Source organism: Metabacillus sp. GQ13, from assembly GCF_059758525.1.
Genome location: NZ_JCAXET010000011.1, coordinates 178,132 through 195,373, shown reverse-complemented (window position 1 = coordinate 195,373; position 17,242 = coordinate 178,132). Strand labels below are relative to the sequence as shown.

Sequence of the window (17,242 nt, the reverse complement as noted above, 5' to 3'; positions counted from 1 at the left end):
AGCATAACTAGAATTGTCTATAAAAGTTTTGACATATAGTATTCATCAACAAATTCGCCGTCAATAAAAAGCGAATGTCTTTTTGTTCCTTCAATACCAAATCCCATTTTTTTATATAACTGCAATCCAGATGCATTACGAGTTACTACGGATAATTCTAATCGATGAATACTATGTTCTGTTGCCCACTCCTCTAATTGTTTAAATAGTTTTGTTCCGATCCCTTGCCCTCTATATTGAGTTAAGATACCAATAATTAGATATACAGAATGTTTGTTTCTTTTGGCATTGCCACCCATAGCAATTAGGTATCCAATTAATTCATTATTTTCTTCTGCTACAAAAATAGTTGAATTACCCTCTTTTTTCATAGCTTCTAGTCTCTTTTCTTGTAGCTCAGGTCCAATGTTTCTTTCACCTGATTCAAATAGCATAAATTGTGACTCACTTTCAACTTGCTTAATTAGATTTATTAAACTTGCAGCATCATTAAGTTTTATCTCTCTGATTAACATTAGAACCCCCATTCAATATGCATATCCAATATTATACATTACCCCGTCTATAAGTAATGCTACCCGTTACTTTAAGTACATTCCTTCACAATCTAAAAATAGCAGACAGTATGACAGCTCCGTTAAGTTATGTGAGTGTTTTGGTCATTATTAAGTCTATTTGTTCTTCATCACCCATAAAAAAGGAGTGGGCTCCAGTTTGGGCAAACCCCATTTTCTGATAAAAAGCAATAGCATTTTCATTTTTTTCCCATACTCCTAGCCAGATTTTCTTTTTATTAAGTTCAATCGCAATTTCTATAGCTACATTTAACAGATATTTACCAAGCCCGTGTTTTTGAAATGTCCTTTTTATATAAATCCTCTCAATTTCAAGTGATTCATCACCCATTTCTTCAGACTGAGCATCATTGGTATTGACCTTTAAATATCCTGCGACTTCATCATTTAATAAAACAAAAAAGAATTGCGAAGAAATATTGGATAATTCTTTTTCTATTTGTTTTAAGTTAAATCCCATTTCCAAATAGGCTTCCATATTTTCAGGTGAATTCTGGTCCTTAAATGTCTCATCAAATGTTTCATAGCTAATTTCTTGAAGTATGTGTAAGTCCGCAATGGTGCATTTTTTTATCTTTATAGTCATTATATTTAGCTCCTTATTTATCATTAATAATTTCTTTTGTTACCTTTTTTAACAAATTCCCAATCGACTTCTACATTTTTCCTCACTCTTTGAAGAAGATTAAAAATGTTCTCCACTTCCACTTCAGAAAATCCCTCTAATGCAACCTTATTGGAATATTCGTTTTCTCTTTTTATGAAAGGATAAATATGCTTCCCTTTCTTTGTTGGAAAGAGTTTTCTAATTTTTTGGTTATTTCCATCATCTTTCTTTTCAATAAAACCATTTATTTCAAGTTTTTTTATAGCACGAGCTGCTGTTGTCCGATCTACCTTTATCGTCTCAGCTAGCTTTTCTTGAATGATTCCTGGATTTTCACATATTCGAACGAGGTACAAATACTGACCTCTTGTAAGGTCATATTCTTTAAATTCTATATTACTTATCGAATCTAAAGCCCTTGCTATCATTCCAATTTCTCGTAAAATTTCTTTCATGATTATCTCCTTAACCCATTTTTTGTTTTCGACAAAAAAGATATAAATTAAATTTATTCTATTTTTATTGCATTTGCAACAAAATAATCGTATTCATATTAATCTAAAAGGATCGAAAAAAAATCTATGCAAAAAGAACAACGATTGATGAAGATTTAAAGGTAACATTTGCTATTCGGAAACAAGTAATTGTGAGGGAAAAAGTCGTACTACTAGAAGATGAATTTGATCAATTTGATACACTTAATGGACTTTGCGAACACATACTAGTCCATTACAATGAACAACCAGTCGGAACGCTAAGGATAAGGTTGATAAATGGAGAAGGTAAATTGGAGCGAATCTACATCTTTTAACCTTACCGTAAATTTGGTCTTGGAAAAATCATTATAAAAGAGCGTTAGAAGAAATCGCGGAAGAACGGGGAACCTTGCAGGTCAAACTACATGGACAAAAACAAGCAGAGGGTTTTATAAAAAATTGGGTTATCGTACTTCATCTACCAAATTATGATAAAGAAAAAAACCATTCAATATAGGCTGGTTTTTGTTGTTCTTATTCCACTAAACTGCCAAGATCCCACAGAATCAGATGTATACGCTATACAAAATTAGTTTACATAAAGCTTGTTATCAGTATTGAATTAAATAACTCAGATAGGTGAAAAACAGGCTATGAGTTAGTTGTATTACTACTCTTGACCTTTTTCCATGACTTAAATATTTCTATAAAAGAAATAAGGGTACCAATCCAAAAGAAAAAATTTGGAAATGCAAAACCCGAAGATGATTTCCCTCCAGAAATAGTTAATACACACATTATAATTAATATATACACCGCAATAAATAACTGCCACCTAAGTATTTCGGCATTACTTGGATTTCTATATCTAGCAAAGAATAAACTTAATATAATCAGTCCTAAAATAGACCAACTTATGTAGCTTTTTGGAAAGAAATTAATAAGTGTGAAATTTGGAAAATAATCATAAATAAATAAAAAGGTAAAGCAACTAACAACTGCAATTTCAATAAACTTTTTTATAAACAAGTTATCTCCCTTTCCGCATAAAAACAGTCTAAAAACCCTTTAACTAACACCAATCTTACTACTTTTATCCATGTAATAGAAATATGGGGTCTACCGCAGTGCTCGTATTGTGGCATTTTTACATTTTTAGAGAAGTTCCTCAAACCCATTCGTCGTCAAAACTCCTCACAGAAGCACTCAGACACGTTCTTAAACAACAAACACCTATTTCCTACTATATATGCTTTAAAAAAACCTAGATAGTCAAAATTGACTAAAATGCAAATTGGAGGCTCTAAAATGTATCTGACTTGTATCGTTAATAGCGTAATAGAAATAATGGAGATAACTTTAATTACTTCATCATCGTTATTTTTAACCCACTCATTTCAACAAATCTTACCATCAATCATAAAAGTGAAGGCGTACAGAACCTCATGAATTAAGAAACTGCTCTACGGCAGCTAGGTATGCTGGTAAATTATCATCATGCACAAAGTGCCCCGCGCCTTCGATCGTCACCATTTCGCAATTTGGAATAAGCTTTGATACTTCCTGTAATTTGGTTTGAGGTATATGACTGTTCTTACCGCCTATTATAAGAGTCGGTGCAATAATGTCCGGAAGTCGCGACCACCATTCGGGATTGGGTTCATTAAGTTGCTGTATAATTGAAGGCAAAACCTGCCAATCAAACGGTAGTGGCTCAGAAGGTTTGGCTGGAACGTCGAAGTGCTTATCCGTAAAAGGCGGCGGAGTGTCTTCAACAATCAATCTTTCTATCCTTGACGGATATGCTTCCGCGAAAAGATAGGATACTGTTCCACCCATCGAATGACCAATTAGTGTAAATCTCTGCAAATTCATCGTCTCGGCAAAATGTAGCAAGTCTTCGCACATTTGTTCAAAAGTGTACGTACTCGTTCTTGCACTCCCACCGTGACCCCTTTGGTCTAAAGCTAAAACGCGGTATTTTTCTCCTAAAAAAGTAGCCACCTGATCCCAAGATTCTCCACTAGTTCCTAGCGCATGAAGGAGAACAAGTGGTGGTGCGGTAGGTTCCCCACACTCACGATATTGAAAAGTAAGTCCATTCACCTTAATTTGATTTACTTGTGTTTTCACAACTATCATCCTCCTAGGTTAGAATTCACCTCTTGAAGCTCTATTTTAGATACATATCTTTCATCTAGAGCGTGATTCTCTTATCCTAAAACGTTATATTATCTACAAAACTCCTGAATAATCTGCTTCTTAATTTCTTCTATAGGAAACTTCTGAGGGTAGGTAGCTATCATGAGCATGATGCCTTGGAGCACAGATGAAAAATATAACGATCGTTTTCTTGGTGCCTCTACTCCTTTCCTTTCAAATATTTCACATTGCAACTCAAACAATCTGGCATTTTCTTCAACAAGTAGTTTGCTATATTTAATCAGCCCTTCATCAGCTTCTGGTTGAGTTTGCAGGTGCAGATAAAACCGATGAATTTCTGGATTCTGATGGATCTTATCGATTGCACCATTCACAATATGTTCAAGCTGTTTACTAGGTGTATCAAAAGAAATAGCACCGTCCATTACTTCAACCACTTCTCTAATTCTGGCGTCAACCATTTCAGAAAGTAGATCTTCTTTTCCACTGTAATAATTGTATAGTAACCCTTTTGAAATACCTGCTTGTTCGGCTATATCGTTAATAGAAGTCGCATAATATCCCCTCATAATAAATAACTCCATAGCTGCAGTACAAATTTTCCCTTTGGAGAGTTGACGAATACGATCATTCTCTTTAGGAGTACGTGGCATAATAATATCAATCCTTCATATTCGTAGTAATCTCTCAATTTAATAGTTGAAGCAGGAACATCTTTACCACTAATCTCTTACTTTAAATCCTCTGTTCCTCAACTAACTTGAAGAACTTTCCATTTTATCTTATTATTGAATGAACGTTTAGTCAATAAAAATATTGGAAAATAGTGTTAAGATCTTTACAACGCTAAAAATCATTCTTTGACTCTCACGGAATCGTTAATACAATAAAATTCTAAAAAAAGAGCGTTAATCCCATTGGATCAACGCTCTCTTCATTCAATAACCTCGTTTTATCATTCATTTCCCTGTTCAATTTCCTCAACCAATAAGGATAATTCTTCCCAGCGTTCCATTGTTACTTCTAGTTTTTCTTCGACCTGTTTTTGCTCTTTATAGAGATCTTGGACTTTGCCTAGATTACTGCCGGCAGCTGCAATTTCTGCTTCGATCTGTTCTTTACGTTCCTCAAGACCGACGATTTTGTCTTCGATTTGTTCCCATTCCTGCTGATCCTTATAGGATAGGCGTTTTTTCTTTTCCTTTTTAAACGAGCCTTTTTCCGTTTGGGTTTCTTTTTCCTGTTGCATGTCCTTTAGCTTGCTTTCTTCCATATAGTCAGAGTAGCTGCCTTGGAAACGTCCTATTTGACCCTTTTTATTAAAAACAATTAAGTGATCAACAACACGGTCAAGGAAATAACGATCATGGGATACAGTTAAGACAACACCAGGAAATTGATCGATATAATCCTCCAATACACTCAAGGTCTGTGTATCGAGATCATTTGTTGGCTCATCAAGAAAGAGGACATTTGGCTCTTCCATTAACACCTTCAATAAATAGAGTCGTCGTCTTTCACCACCAGATAGCTTGCGGATATATGTCCATTGAGCAGGTCTTGGGAATAAAAACCGCTCAAGCATTTGTTCTGCTGTAATGACTTGACCATCAATCGTATGAACAATTTCCGCTGTTTCCTTAATGTATTCAACAACACGAAGGTTTTCATCCATTTCTTCATGTTCTTGTGTATAAAAACCGATTCTCACGGTAGTCCCTACTTCAATCGTACCTTGGTCTGCTTGAATGCGGCCAGCCATTAGATTTAGTAGTGTTGATTTTCCAGTTCCATTAGGACCAATAATACCTAGTCTTGAACTTGGTGTTACTAAATAACTAAAATCATTGATCAATACTTTGCCGTCATAGGATTTAGAAATGTTTTCTAGCTCAAGGACTTTTTTCCCTAGTCGGGTTGAACCAATCGCAAAGTCAAGATCCTTATTCATTGCTGGACCCTTTTGTTCTTGAAGATCCTCTACTCTCCCAATTCTTGCTTTTTGCTTGGTTGATCTAGCCTTTGCGCCACGGCGTAGCCATGCAAGCTCACGTCTTAGTAGATTTTGCCTTTTCTCTTCCGCTTGACCGGCATTGATTTCTCGTTCTGCCTTCTTCTCTAAGAAAACTTCATAGTTTCCTGAATAAGTATAAAGCTGCCCTTGATCTAGCTCGAATATTTGATTCGTCACTCGATTTAAAAAATAGCGATCATGGGTAATTAATACGATTGACCCTTTGTATTGAGCCAAAAATCCCTCTAACCATTCAATTGTTTCATTATCAAGATGGTTTGTAGGCTCATCTAAAATCAAGATATCTGCAGCTTGAATAAGTGACTTCGCAATCGCTACACGCTTCTTTTGCCCACCTGATAAATGATTCACTGGCTTAGCAAAGTCCGTTATGCCTAACTGTGTTAAGACAGTTTTAGCTACAGTATTTGCTTCCCATGCATCATGTAGATCCATTTTTTGTTGCATCGTCATTAGTTGCTTAAGTTTTGTTTCATTCTCTGGATCACTCTCTAGTTGACCTAAGGCTTTTTCATACGCCCTCATTACCTGCATAATTGGTGCATCACCAAAATAAATTTGCTCAAGTACTGACAATCCCTCAGTAAGTTCTGGATCCTGAGGCAAATATTCTATTCGAAGACTATTGGAATGACTAATATCACCCGAGTCAGCTGTTTCTAGACCTGCAATGACTTTTAATAACGTTGACTTACCTGTTCCATTAACCCCTATTAACCCAATTCTTTGCTTCTCGGCAATCGTAAAAGAAATATGATTAAATAAATCTTTCTCGCCATATGTTTTATATAAATTTTCAGCTTGTAAGATGCTCATCGTTTATCCTATCCTTCTACACAGTATTATTCTATTGTAAAGCATAACAGGACACTACGCTAAAAAATAGTCTTTCCAATGTTTTTCTATTTCTAGAACGGGTAAATGACAAGTATATTCGTGAAAGTGGGTGAAACGTAATGAAGGAGTCTGATTATAAACAAAGAAATGAATCTGATCATCCTGAACAATACAAAACGGAGAAAAAGTCATTATTCGATCGTTTTGAAAGTGAACAAAATGTAGATCCCATCCCAATGGAAGATTTGAAAATGGAATTACGCGAAGAAAAACAAAAACATAAAACTAAAAACCAATCCTCTAGTGAAGAAAAGTATAAATAGACCAAGATCGAAATAACAACGGTTTTGACCTGTCTTATTGGCATGTCAAAGCCCTTTTCCGCGTCTATTTCTTATCGTTTATTGCTTTTAAGATTATTTACCAGAACGTGTCAAAGGGTTACTTACAACATGTTCTCTATCAGCAAATTCAGTAACACACCTTCCACTATTTTACCTACATTCATCTTATTTCGATTCTATCCTCTCACCTTATATTTTTTAAACAATATTTATTTTTAAATTGCCTATCTTTCATATTGATTTTCTTTGAACAAAGCGATATATTAACTGTACTAATAATATTAATACAGTTAATACGAAGGGGGTTACTTATGTTTCAGTTAGATGTTAGAAGCAGAAAACCCATTTATGAACAATTAGTCGAAAAGATTAAAGAGTTAATTATCAATCAGATTTTAAAACCAGGCGAACAATTGCCCTCAGTTAGAATGTTATCGAGCCAATTAACTGTTAATCCAAATACGATCCAAAGAGCTTATCGTGAGCTTGAAGGTCAAGGATATCTATATTCGGTTTTGGGCAAAGGTAATTTTGTTGCTGAAATAGAACTCCAACCAACAGGAGAAAAGTTAGCTGAGCTTAAGTCTGAAATTGAAAGGCTTATTGCTGAAGCCATCTATTTAGGATTAACAAAAGAAGATTTATATGTTTTATTTCACGAAGCCTATCATCATAACAAAGGGGATAAACAGTCATGATTCAAGTTCATTCCGTAATTAAGAAATACAATAAACACATTGCTGTAGATAACCTCTCACTCACCGTTAATAAAGGATCAATATATGGTCTCCTTGGCTCTAATGGAGCAGGAAAGACCTCTTTATTAAAAATGATTGCAGGGATTAACCGTCAAGATAAAGGAACGATAAAAATCGGTGGTTTGACAGCCTATGAGAACCTAACTATTAAAGAACGGGTTGTTTTCATTCCAGATTCCCTTTACTTTTTCCCACAAGCAACTGTTGCTCAAATGGCAGCACAATATAAGGAGTACTACCCAACGTGGAATCAACAGCGATTTGAGCAATTGAAGCCTGCCTTCAATATTGGATTAAGCAGTAAAGTCCATCGCTTGTCTAAAGGAATGAAACGTCAGGTTGCATTTTGGCTTGCCTTATCAGCGATGCCGGACGTGCTAATCTTAGATGAACCGATAGATGGTCTTGACCCTGTTATGAGGCAAAAAATTAAAAATCTCTTGTTCCAAGATGTCGCAGAGCGTCAGGTGACTGTGTTGATTTCATCACATAACTTACGTGAAATTGAGGATCTCTGTGATCATGTTGGCATTATGCATCAAGGGAAAATCATCATTGAAAAGGAACTTGATGACTTAAAAACGGATACCCATAAAGTGCAATTAGCACTAGCAGATCCGACTCATGAAGAGCATCTATTAAATAAGTTAAATATTCTTCACCATGAAAAAAGAGGCAGTGTATCACTTCTTATTGTTAAGGGTAATGAAGAAAAAATTAGCAAAATCATTCATTCGAGTGAAGTGATACTTTTTGATCTATTACCTCTCACATTAGAAGAAATTTTTATTTACGAAATGGAGGATGTTGGCTATGAAATTGAAAAGATCCTTCTTTAAAAGTGGATTGATTAAACAAGATCTAAGACAGCACGGTTGGATAGCGATTGTATTTTTCATTTTCCTTTTGTTTGCTATGCCATTAGAACTCCTTCAGCTAGTATCTAGAGATTTTGTTGTTTTTGAGGATTATCCAAATTACTTGATGATCAATACAGAGTTACAAATAATGATGATCTTTTCTATACCTATTGCAGCAGGGTTACTACTCTTCAGATATTTACAAAACGAAACTTCTGTTGATATGATTCATAGTTTGCCTATTAAGAGGGTGACTCTGTACATCAACCATGTGATTAGTGGACTATTGTTATTGTTTATTCCAATCGTGCTAATATCATGTATCACTTATTTTGTAACGAATTCTCTTGAAGAATTTGAATCTATTTTAACGGTTTCAGAATTGATCTCATGGACTGGTCTTATTCTACTACTAACATGTATGATGTTTATCTTCACTGTAGCAGTAGGTATGATGACAGGTATGTCTAGCGCTCAAGCCATACTGACCTATATCTTTCTCTTCTTACCTATTGGTTTGACAGCTTTAGTAAGCTATAACTTAACTTTTTTACTATTTGGTTTTTCGCCTATTTTCATAGAGGATAAACTAGCCTATCTGTCTCCATTCTTTCGATTTATTGAAACTTGGTCGACATCAACGTCCTTTTCTCCTCTTGAAATTACCATATACTTGCTATTAACAATATGTTTGTTTTTCTTTGGAATTGGACTTTATAAAGCAAGACAGCTAGAACAAGCTACAGAAGTAATTACCTTTTCGTTTTTACGACCAGTATTTAAATATGCTGTAACCTTTTGCAGTATGATTTTAGGTGGATCGTACTTTTCAATATCGGGGACTCTCAATTGGAATTGGATCATTTTTGGTTACATATCAGGTGCTTTAATTGGATATACAGCCGCAGAAATGATCCTTAAAAAAACATGGAGAATCTTCCAATTCCGTGTATTCACCGGTTTTATCGGGTACAGTATCATTTTTACACTGATCCTAATTAGCATCAAGACTGATCTTTTACATTATGAGCAAAAACTACCACGAATGGACCAAATAAGTGAGGTTTTTTATGGTAATAAGTATGATGCACAGGAACTTTTGGGCAATGATATGGATATATTCTCTGACTCTAAGCTTTATATTCAAGATGTTAGACTACTACATGAATATATACTAGATGAGAAGAATCTAATTACATCCCAAAATGAAGATACATTATATTTAGAAGATATTGTTATCGCTTATCGCCTTAACAATGGAAAAAGACTCACGCGTGAATATAGCCTTCCTGTCCAACTAATGGAGAAAGAGTTACAACCTGTCATGGAAGCAGAACCTTATAAAAGGAATCTTCCTGAACTTCATCAATTATTACGCGATGATGTTCAATCAATACGAATTACCCCTAGTGGACCGGTTACAAAGCAAGTTATATTAACTATGCCTGAGGAAATAAAGGAGTTTAAGCAAGTACTTGAAAATGACCTACTCTCCCAAACATTCAATGACTTCGTTACCCAACCAAGTCCATGGGCTTATATTGAATTTTCTAATAGAGAAGCAGATCGAGACCAACGAGAAATATTTGATGGGTATAACATAGAATGGAAGAAATCTTATGATGAGGTTTCAAAATGGCTAGATGAGCATGGTTATTTGGATGACGCTCGCGTAAATAGTGATGATATTCTCAGTGCCGAACTTACGAAGGTCATGAATAATCAAAGGCCTGACGATTACTTTGATCCTTTAGAATTATTCGAAAACGGTGAACAATACATCAAAATAAATGATAAAAAGCAGCTATCCGATACGCTAGAAAAATTTACAGAAAATCCTAATGAAGATCATACTTATTACATCAAATTTATTCTCAAGGACGGTAATGAGTGGTTTGGAGCTTTAGCAGATGCCGATGTTCCTGCAGAGTTAATAAGTGAATTTAAGTAAAATATCAATAGAATAAACCTTATATCCCTTTCTAAAATAAAAATGCTGAGTCTTATCTAAGACCCAGCATTTTTTTCTAACAAAACGACTATGATACACATCTTAATAATGAAAACTTTTATGACGCCTGTTCTTTATCTGGTTTATATTCATTCTCCCAATAATCAGCATTTTTAATTCCAAGTGCTTTTGGATCAAATACAGGATCGATTCCCAACTTCTTTTGCCGTTCATAATCTTTTAAGGCAAGCAATGCTGGTTTTGCTAATATAAGTATGGCAATCAGATTCAACCAAACCATTAATCCTAGTCCGACATCCCCTAGTGCCCACACAAGCTTTGCTTCATTTACTGCTCCGTAGAAGGTTGCAGCAAGGATAATGACTTTTAATAAAGTTATTGCTAGCTTATTATTTTTGCGTATTAAATAGGCAACATTCGTTTCCGCAATATAGTAATAGGCCATGATCGTCGTGAAGGCGAAGAAAAACAATGATATAGCAACAAAACCTGCACCAAATCCAGGTATAACAGATTCGATCGCTGCTTGTGTATATCCAGGTCCCGCTTCTATCCCTTCTAAATTATTCACTAGCATTGTACCATCAGGTGCTTCTGTATTATACATCCCAGTAAACAAGATCATAAATGCGGTAGCAGAACATACGAATAATGTATCAATATAAACAGAAAATGCCTGGACGAGTCCTTGTTTGGCTGGATGTGATACTTCTGCCGCAGCCGCAGCATGTGGTCCAGTACCTTGACCCGCTTCATTTGAATAAATACCACGTTTTACACCCCATGCAATGGCAGCTCCGACAATTCCGCCAAAGGCTGAATCAAAAGCAAAGGCACTTCTAAAGATAAGCCCTAGCACTGCAGGAAGTTCTTTAATGTTTACAAATACGATAATTAAAGAGACTAAAATATAAGCAATTGCCATGAATGGTACAACAAATTGAGCAACATTTGCAATCCGTTTTACACCACCGAAGATAATAATACCAATTAACGCAACAAGGATAATACCAGTAATCGTTGTGTTCATGCTAAATGCATTTTCTAAACCAACAGCAATCGAATTCGATTGGATACCTGGCATTAATAGACTCATTGCGATGATTGCAGCGATAGCAAAGGTTACTGCAAACCATTTCCAGCCAATTCCTTTTTCTATATAGTAAGCAGGACCACCTCTATATTGTCCATCCTGCTTGACTTTGTAAATTTGCGCGAGAGTTGATTCTATATAAGCACTTGAAGCACCGATGAAGGCAATTGCCCACATCCAAAACACAGCACCAGGTCCACCAAATGCGATCGCTGTAGCAGTTCCAGCAATATTACCAGTTCCTACTCGTCCTGAAAGTGCGAGTGAGAGGGCTTGAAAAGAAGACACCCCAGCAGCTGAACTTTTACCTTTAAACATAAGAATAACCATTTCTTTAATATGTCTTACTTGTAAAAACCGAGTTAAAATTGAAAATAATAGCCCTACCCCAAGGCAAATATAAATCACTGGCGTACTCCATAGTACATTGTTTAAACTAGTCACAAACTCCTCCAATAGCATTTCCCCCTTTAAATTTACAGAATTTTCTCACTTAATTAGTATAATCAATTTGTCCATCGTACACAATATTAATGTAAGATACTCTCCCACTTTATTTTACTATGATAAAATAATTTGTCGAATAATAAATATTGCTAGTTTTTCGGATTTATAGTATTTAGGATATTCTCCTGAAGGCGAATTATATTCTTTTTCATCTCGATTCCATTATCCTCAAGAGCTTTTATTTTTAGGATAGATCAATAGAATCGACTATATAAATAATCCTATTCTTATAAAGAGCAACAAAATCTAAGAGAAAATTACTATGTTTATATATAATAACAGCTTTACTTTCTCCTATAGCAGGATAGTGAAAAAACACATATTCATTCTAATTACCGTACGTTTAGTTGGGAGGTCCCTGACCGTTATACCAATAGTGTAATAGATTGCGCACGTCAACTTCTTTCCTAGATCTATTCTAATTAAAAAAATGACCCAAACAAGATCGATCCTTGTTGGGTCATTTTTTTATAAACTATTAGTAGATTGGTTCTTTAGTTTCCTTGTTTCTTATTAGCAACCTCTAATGCACGATTTGTTTCTTCTGCTGCTTGATCTAATGCTTCCTTTGGGTCCATTCCTTGATATAAATTCTCCATTGCCGTTACGACTTTTTGACGAGATTCAGGGAATACGGAGATTAAAGCACCCTGGGTCGCTGCACTTTTCTTAGTTTCACTAAGTTGATCAACCGTTACTTTTAATTGTGGATACTTTTCCCACTCTTCTTTTACAATATCTTGCTCATAAGCAGCTGGATTTATTGCAAAATAACCTGTTTTCACATGCCAATCAGCTTGTACTTCTGGAGTTGTTAAATACTTCATAAATTCCCATGCAGCTTTTTGTTTGTCTTCCTTAATCCCACTAGACATCCAGACAGAAGCTCCACCAATGATAACACCTTCTCGTTCTGCATCATCTGGGATCGGTAGGTAAGATACACCTACTTCAAAATCAGAATTATCAACCATAGCTTTCACACCTGCTGAAGAATCTAAATACATGGCAATTTTACCAGCTTGGAATGCTGCACGCATATCATCCCAGTTTTGGCCAACATTATAGAAGGTTCCTTCGTTATACATATCGCTAATTAATTCAAAAACATTTAATCCTAACTCATCATTAAATGTTGCTTTTTCGGCATTTCCTGTACGCCCATTTTCATTATCTACGTAATGGCCACCTTGCTCAGCTAGCATTTCCTCAAAGAACCAACCATAGTTTAAGATCGAGAATCCATATTGACTTGTTTCTCCACCTTCAGCTTTTGTTAGCTTTTTTGCTGCTTCCTTCAATTCACTATACGTCATTGGTGCTTTTTCTGAATCTAAACCAGCTTCTTTAAATGCATCCTTATTATATACAAGGACAGGTGTTGATGAATTAAAAGGCATTGAATATTGTTCACCATCTACAGTATAGTAGTTTGCAATATTCTCTTCCCATTGTGACGTGTCATAATTATCATCATCAATAAATGTTTGAACAGGTTGGACTTTGCCGCTATCGATCATGTATTTTGTTCCAACTTCAAATGTTTGCATAATCGTTGGAGCATCTTCTGTTCCAGCAACTGTATTAAACTTTGTTAACGCTTCTTCATATGTACCCTGGAAAATAGGCTTTACCTCAATATCTTCTTGAGATTCGTTATAGTCAGCCACAATATCATTTAAGACCGTTTCAAGATCTCCACTCATTGCATGCCAAAACACAACCTCTTGCTTTTCTCCGCCTGCAGTCGTTTCTTCACCATCACTTTTTACATCAGTTTCGGTAGTCCCTGTGCTTGTACTAGAGCACGCAGCTATAACCAATAATAAGAGCGTAGACATTATTGTAAATAATTTCTTCATGTTACATTCCTCCTCGATAATCTATCTTCATTTGATTGCACCCTGTGTTAATCCTTTTTGCAGACGTTTTTGTCCTAAAAATAACAGGATAAGTGTTGGTAAAATAACGACGACAACCGCTGCCATAACCACCCCCCATTCAGTTGAAATTTCTTGAGACTGAAGTTGTTTCAGACCAATTTGAACAGTTCGAACACTTTCATTATTCGTGACTAGCAATGGCCATAAATACATGTTCCAGGTTGTTAAGAAGCTATAAATCCCTAATGTAATTAAGCTGGTTTTAGAAACGGGTAAAACAATTCTCCAAAAGAAACGAAAGCGATTAATCCCTGCAATCTGTGAAGCCTCATATAATTCCTTTGGGATCGTTTTAAATTGCTGTCTGAGTAGAAATGTTCCAAATGCTAACGCGAAAAATGGAATCGTCAGACTTGTATATTGATTGATCCAGCCTAATTTTTGTACCGTTAAAAAGTTAGGAACCATCGTAGCCTCCCAGGGAATCATCATCGTTGAAATGAACAAGAAAAAAATAAGATCTCTTCCTTTAAACTGGATAAAAACAAATGCATAAGCAGCTAAGCTTGAGACAATTAATTGGCCAATCATGACAATTGTTGAGACGAAAAGACTATTCCATAAATAATGAATAAGTGGTAACTTTTCAAATGCCTTTTTATAATTGTCTAACGTCAATGCTTCAGGTACCAGGTTGCCTTTCAACACCTCTCCCCCCTGCATAAAACTGATCATGAATGCATAAAAAATAGGAAACATCATGAACACAACAGAGACAATCAGCAGACTGTATATAACAATTTTTTTTGTGTGATTCATTGGTAATGTACCTTCCTTTCTGCAAGCTTAAATTGCAGAATGGTAATCATTAAAATGCAGAAGAATAAAATTGTTGCTTGGGCGCTAGCAGAACCAACGTTGAAGTTAACAAACGCCTCCTTATAAATCGAATACACGATTACATTTGTTGATTCGATTGGTCCACCCTTTGTCAAAATATCAATTTGTCCAAATGTCTGGAACGAATGAATGAACGAGACAGTGATAATAAAGAACAAGGTTGGTGATAGCATCGGAACTGTTATTCGACGCAGTTTATACCAATAGCTAACACCTGCAATTTCAGCATTTTCATAGAGATGCTCATCAATATTTTGCAAACCACCTAACAGAATAAGAAAAGCAAAGCCTGTATTCATCCAAATAGTTGAGATGGAAACTGCTATCAGGGCAAGACTTGGATCAAGCAACCATTGAACTTCAGATAATCCGATAAGACCTATTACCTTATTAAAAATACCAATCGTCGGGTTATACATAAACATCCAAATGACTGAAGATGCCGCTACACTCATCCCCATTGTCGAAGAAAACATCGTTCTAAAAAAGCCGATTCCCTTAACCTTTTCATTTGCAACTAACGCTAAAAACAAGGCAAGAATTACACCTGCTGGAACCGTATAAACAACAAATAGTATGGTTGCTTTTATACTTTTTTGAAAGCTGGTTGACTGCAGCAGAGCGGTAAAATTTTCTAGACCGACAAAGGTGATAGGTACTCCTTGTCCATCGGTTAAAAAAAAGCTTAAGTATAATGTTCGTATCATCGGATAAAAGAGAAAGAGTCCAAATAGGATAATAGACGGTAAAAGAAAAAGTAAACCTACTAATGCATTCGGCAATTCTTTTTTTCTACCTAATGGTTTCTCTTTCACCTTCATACTTGTGGAAGAAACACTAGGTACGTTACTCATAAAATTGCCTCCTCAAGGGTAATCGATCTCTTGTCATCATTATTTATTTGATGGAGAATACATTCATCGTTATCATGATCAAAAAGAACGAGATCATTTTCATCAATAAAAAGCGGTAGATTTGCACCGATTTCAATAGTCCATTGACCTACCCATTTTGCAATCCACTGCTTGTTACCAACTTCAAACATAATAAGCGTCTCTGTACCAAGCACTTCAACATTTTTAGCTTCAGCAAAAAAACTCACTTGCCCATCCTTTGCAAGCCTAATACTTTCAGGGCGTACGCCCACTGTTACTTTTTTGTTATGAGGTATAGCTGAACTAGTAAGCCTTTTATCGCTAATGATGGAACGATTGTCTTCTAATAAAAGAGCTCGATCAACTATCATCGCAGCTGCTAGATTCATTGGTGGTGATCCAATGAATGATGCAACAAATGTATTTGTTGGATTATTATAAATCTCTAAAGGTCGTCCAATTTGCTGCACTTCACCTTTGTGTAAAATCATCATCCGATCAGCCATTGTCATTGCTTCTGTTTGATCATGTGTGACATAGATCATCGTAATCCCTAATTGACGTTGGATTTGGCGAATATCTGACCTCATTTTTGCTCGTAGTTTTGCATCTAAATTTGATAAAGGTTCGTCCATAAGACATATCGGTGCATGTGTCACAATTGCTCGAGCGAGCGCAACCCTTTGTCGTTGTCCACCCGAGAGTTGGCGTGGCTTTCGACTCAACAATTCAGACAAGCCGAGCATTTCTGCTGCATCTAAACATCTCTGCCTTTGTTCTATTTTAGAAAGCTTTTTCGTATGTAAACCAAACGTTATATTTTGCTCAACACTTAAATGAGGATAAAGTGCATAATTTTGAAATACCATCGACAAATCACGTTGACTTGGTGGAAGTTTATTCGCTAAGAAATCACCGATAAACAAGTCTCCCCCTGATACTTCCTCAAGTCCTGCAATCATTCGCAACATTGTGCTTTTACCACAACCAGAAGGCCCTACTAATACAAAAAATTCTCCCGGCTCGATTGCAACATCAATCGCCTTAATAACATCTGTTTTTCCATCATAAGATTTGGATACATTCTTTAATTCAACGGATTTCATACCATTTTCCCCCTGACAAAACATCTCTCTATCTTTCTTGTTAACTACTATTTTAAAATGATAGCAAAATGCTTGACCTAGCTTGCTACCTCACATTGTCTTATCTTACGCATGAAATATAAAGATTGTGTGAAGACACTGTATTTATTTGTAAATCTGATGTTTATAGTTTGTAAAGGTGCTAATTGCTAGTTAGTAAAACCTTCCGAAACTAGTTTCTTACAAATGAAATGTGAAAGCATAGGATCGTT

Annotated in this window: 15 protein-coding genes and 1 pseudogene; 5 read left to right on the top strand and 11 right to left on the bottom strand. The window is 35.6% G+C overall.

The annotated features are described in order from the left end of the window. Positions 1-17: 17 nt before the first annotated feature. From AC6CHR_RS15285 to AC6CHR_RS15275, 3 genes are all read right to left on the bottom strand, one after another. Positions 18-515, bottom strand: a complete 498-nt coding sequence (locus AC6CHR_RS15285) for a GNAT family N-acetyltransferase (RefSeq protein WP_498249859.1) — start codon at positions 513-515, stop codon at positions 18-20. Positions 516-642: 127 nt separating this feature from the next. After that, the gene (gene paiA / locus AC6CHR_RS15280) at positions 643-1,161 is read right to left on the bottom strand and encodes a spermidine/spermine N(1)-acetyltransferase (RefSeq protein ID WP_498249858.1); all 519 of its coding nucleotides are present in this window, start codon (positions 1,159-1,161) and stop codon (positions 643-645) included. A gap of 23 nt (positions 1,162-1,184) precedes the next feature. Beyond that, complete coding sequence (locus AC6CHR_RS15275) at positions 1,185-1,637, bottom strand: MarR family winged helix-turn-helix transcriptional regulator (RefSeq protein WP_498249857.1); 453 nt, start codon at positions 1,635-1,637, stop codon at positions 1,185-1,187. Between the two features lie 122 nt (positions 1,638-1,759). Here AC6CHR_RS15275 and AC6CHR_RS15270 point away from each other — a divergent pair. Then, positions 1,760-2,150, top strand: a pseudogene (locus AC6CHR_RS15270) (GNAT family N-acetyltransferase). 951 nt (positions 2,151-3,101) lie between these two features. On the opposite strand, the gene AC6CHR_RS15265 reads toward AC6CHR_RS15270, so the two are convergent. The 3 genes from AC6CHR_RS15265 to AC6CHR_RS15255 form a co-directional block, all read right to left on the bottom strand. Continuing rightward, positions 3,102-3,791, bottom strand: coding sequence for an alpha/beta fold hydrolase (locus AC6CHR_RS15265; protein WP_498249856.1), 690 nt, complete (start codon positions 3,789-3,791; stop codon positions 3,102-3,104). A gap of 98 nt (positions 3,792-3,889) precedes the next feature. After that, positions 3,890-4,474, bottom strand: coding sequence for a TetR/AcrR family transcriptional regulator (locus AC6CHR_RS15260; protein WP_498249855.1), 585 nt, complete (start codon positions 4,472-4,474; stop codon positions 3,890-3,892). Between the two features lie 302 nt (positions 4,475-4,776). After that, positions 4,777-6,672: an ABC-F family ATP-binding cassette domain-containing protein gene (locus AC6CHR_RS15255; protein WP_498249854.1), complete on the bottom strand. Its 1,896-nt coding sequence runs from the start codon at positions 6,670-6,672 to the stop codon at positions 4,777-4,779. A gap of 140 nt (positions 6,673-6,812) precedes the next feature. Here AC6CHR_RS15255 and AC6CHR_RS15250 point away from each other — a divergent pair, with 140 nt between their 5' ends. The 4 genes from AC6CHR_RS15250 to AC6CHR_RS15235 all read left to right on the top strand — a co-directional run bounded on the left by AC6CHR_RS15250 (position 6,813) and on the right by AC6CHR_RS15235 (position 10,606). Then, positions 6,813-7,016 carry a YczO family protein gene (locus AC6CHR_RS15250; RefSeq protein ID WP_498249853.1) on the top strand — a complete coding sequence of 68 codons (204 nt, stop codon included), beginning with the start codon at positions 6,813-6,815 and terminating at the stop codon, positions 7,014-7,016. A 332-nt stretch (positions 7,017-7,348) separates the two neighbouring features. Then, on the top strand, positions 7,349-7,735 hold the full coding sequence (locus tag AC6CHR_RS15245; protein WP_498249852.1) for a GntR family transcriptional regulator: 387 nt from the start codon (positions 7,349-7,351) through the stop codon (positions 7,733-7,735). Next, complete coding sequence (locus AC6CHR_RS15240; RefSeq protein WP_498249851.1) at positions 7,732-8,634, top strand: ABC transporter ATP-binding protein; 903 nt, start codon at positions 7,732-7,734, stop codon at positions 8,632-8,634. Before AC6CHR_RS15245 ends, AC6CHR_RS15240 begins: the two co-directional genes overlap by 4 nt. Then, a complete protein-coding gene (locus AC6CHR_RS15235) occupies positions 8,609-10,606 on the top strand; it encodes an ABC-2 family transporter permease (protein WP_498249850.1) in 1,998 nt (665 codons plus the stop codon). The genes AC6CHR_RS15240 and AC6CHR_RS15235 overlap by 26 nt, the downstream gene beginning before the upstream one ends. Positions 10,607-10,724: 118 nt before the next feature. Here the strand turns inward: AC6CHR_RS15235 and AC6CHR_RS15230 are convergent, their stop codons facing one another. From AC6CHR_RS15230 to AC6CHR_RS15210, 5 genes are all read right to left on the bottom strand, one after another. After that, entirely contained in the window at positions 10,725-12,176 is a 1,452-nt protein-coding gene (locus AC6CHR_RS15230) for an alanine/glycine:cation symporter family protein (RefSeq protein ID WP_498249849.1), read from the bottom strand. A 545-nt stretch (positions 12,177-12,721) separates the two neighbouring features. After that, positions 12,722-14,089, bottom strand: a complete 1,368-nt coding sequence (locus AC6CHR_RS15225) for an ABC transporter substrate-binding protein (RefSeq protein ID WP_498249848.1) — start codon at positions 14,087-14,089, stop codon at positions 12,722-12,724. A gap of 27 nt (positions 14,090-14,116) precedes the next feature. Beyond that, positions 14,117-14,929 (bottom strand): carbohydrate ABC transporter permease, encoded by an 813-nt coding sequence (locus tag AC6CHR_RS15220; protein ID WP_498249847.1) that lies wholly within the window; start codon positions 14,927-14,929, stop codon positions 14,117-14,119. Further along, positions 14,926-15,864 (bottom strand): carbohydrate ABC transporter permease, encoded by a 939-nt coding sequence (locus AC6CHR_RS15215; RefSeq protein WP_498249846.1) that lies wholly within the window; start codon positions 15,862-15,864, stop codon positions 14,926-14,928. Before AC6CHR_RS15215 ends, AC6CHR_RS15220 begins: the two co-directional genes overlap by 4 nt. After that, positions 15,861-16,991 carry an ABC transporter ATP-binding protein gene (locus AC6CHR_RS15210; protein ID WP_498249845.1) on the bottom strand — a complete coding sequence of 377 codons (1,131 nt, stop codon included), beginning with the start codon at positions 16,989-16,991 and terminating at the stop codon, positions 15,861-15,863. The genes AC6CHR_RS15215 and AC6CHR_RS15210 overlap by 4 nt, the downstream gene beginning before the upstream one ends. Positions 16,992-17,242 lie beyond the last annotated feature (251 nt).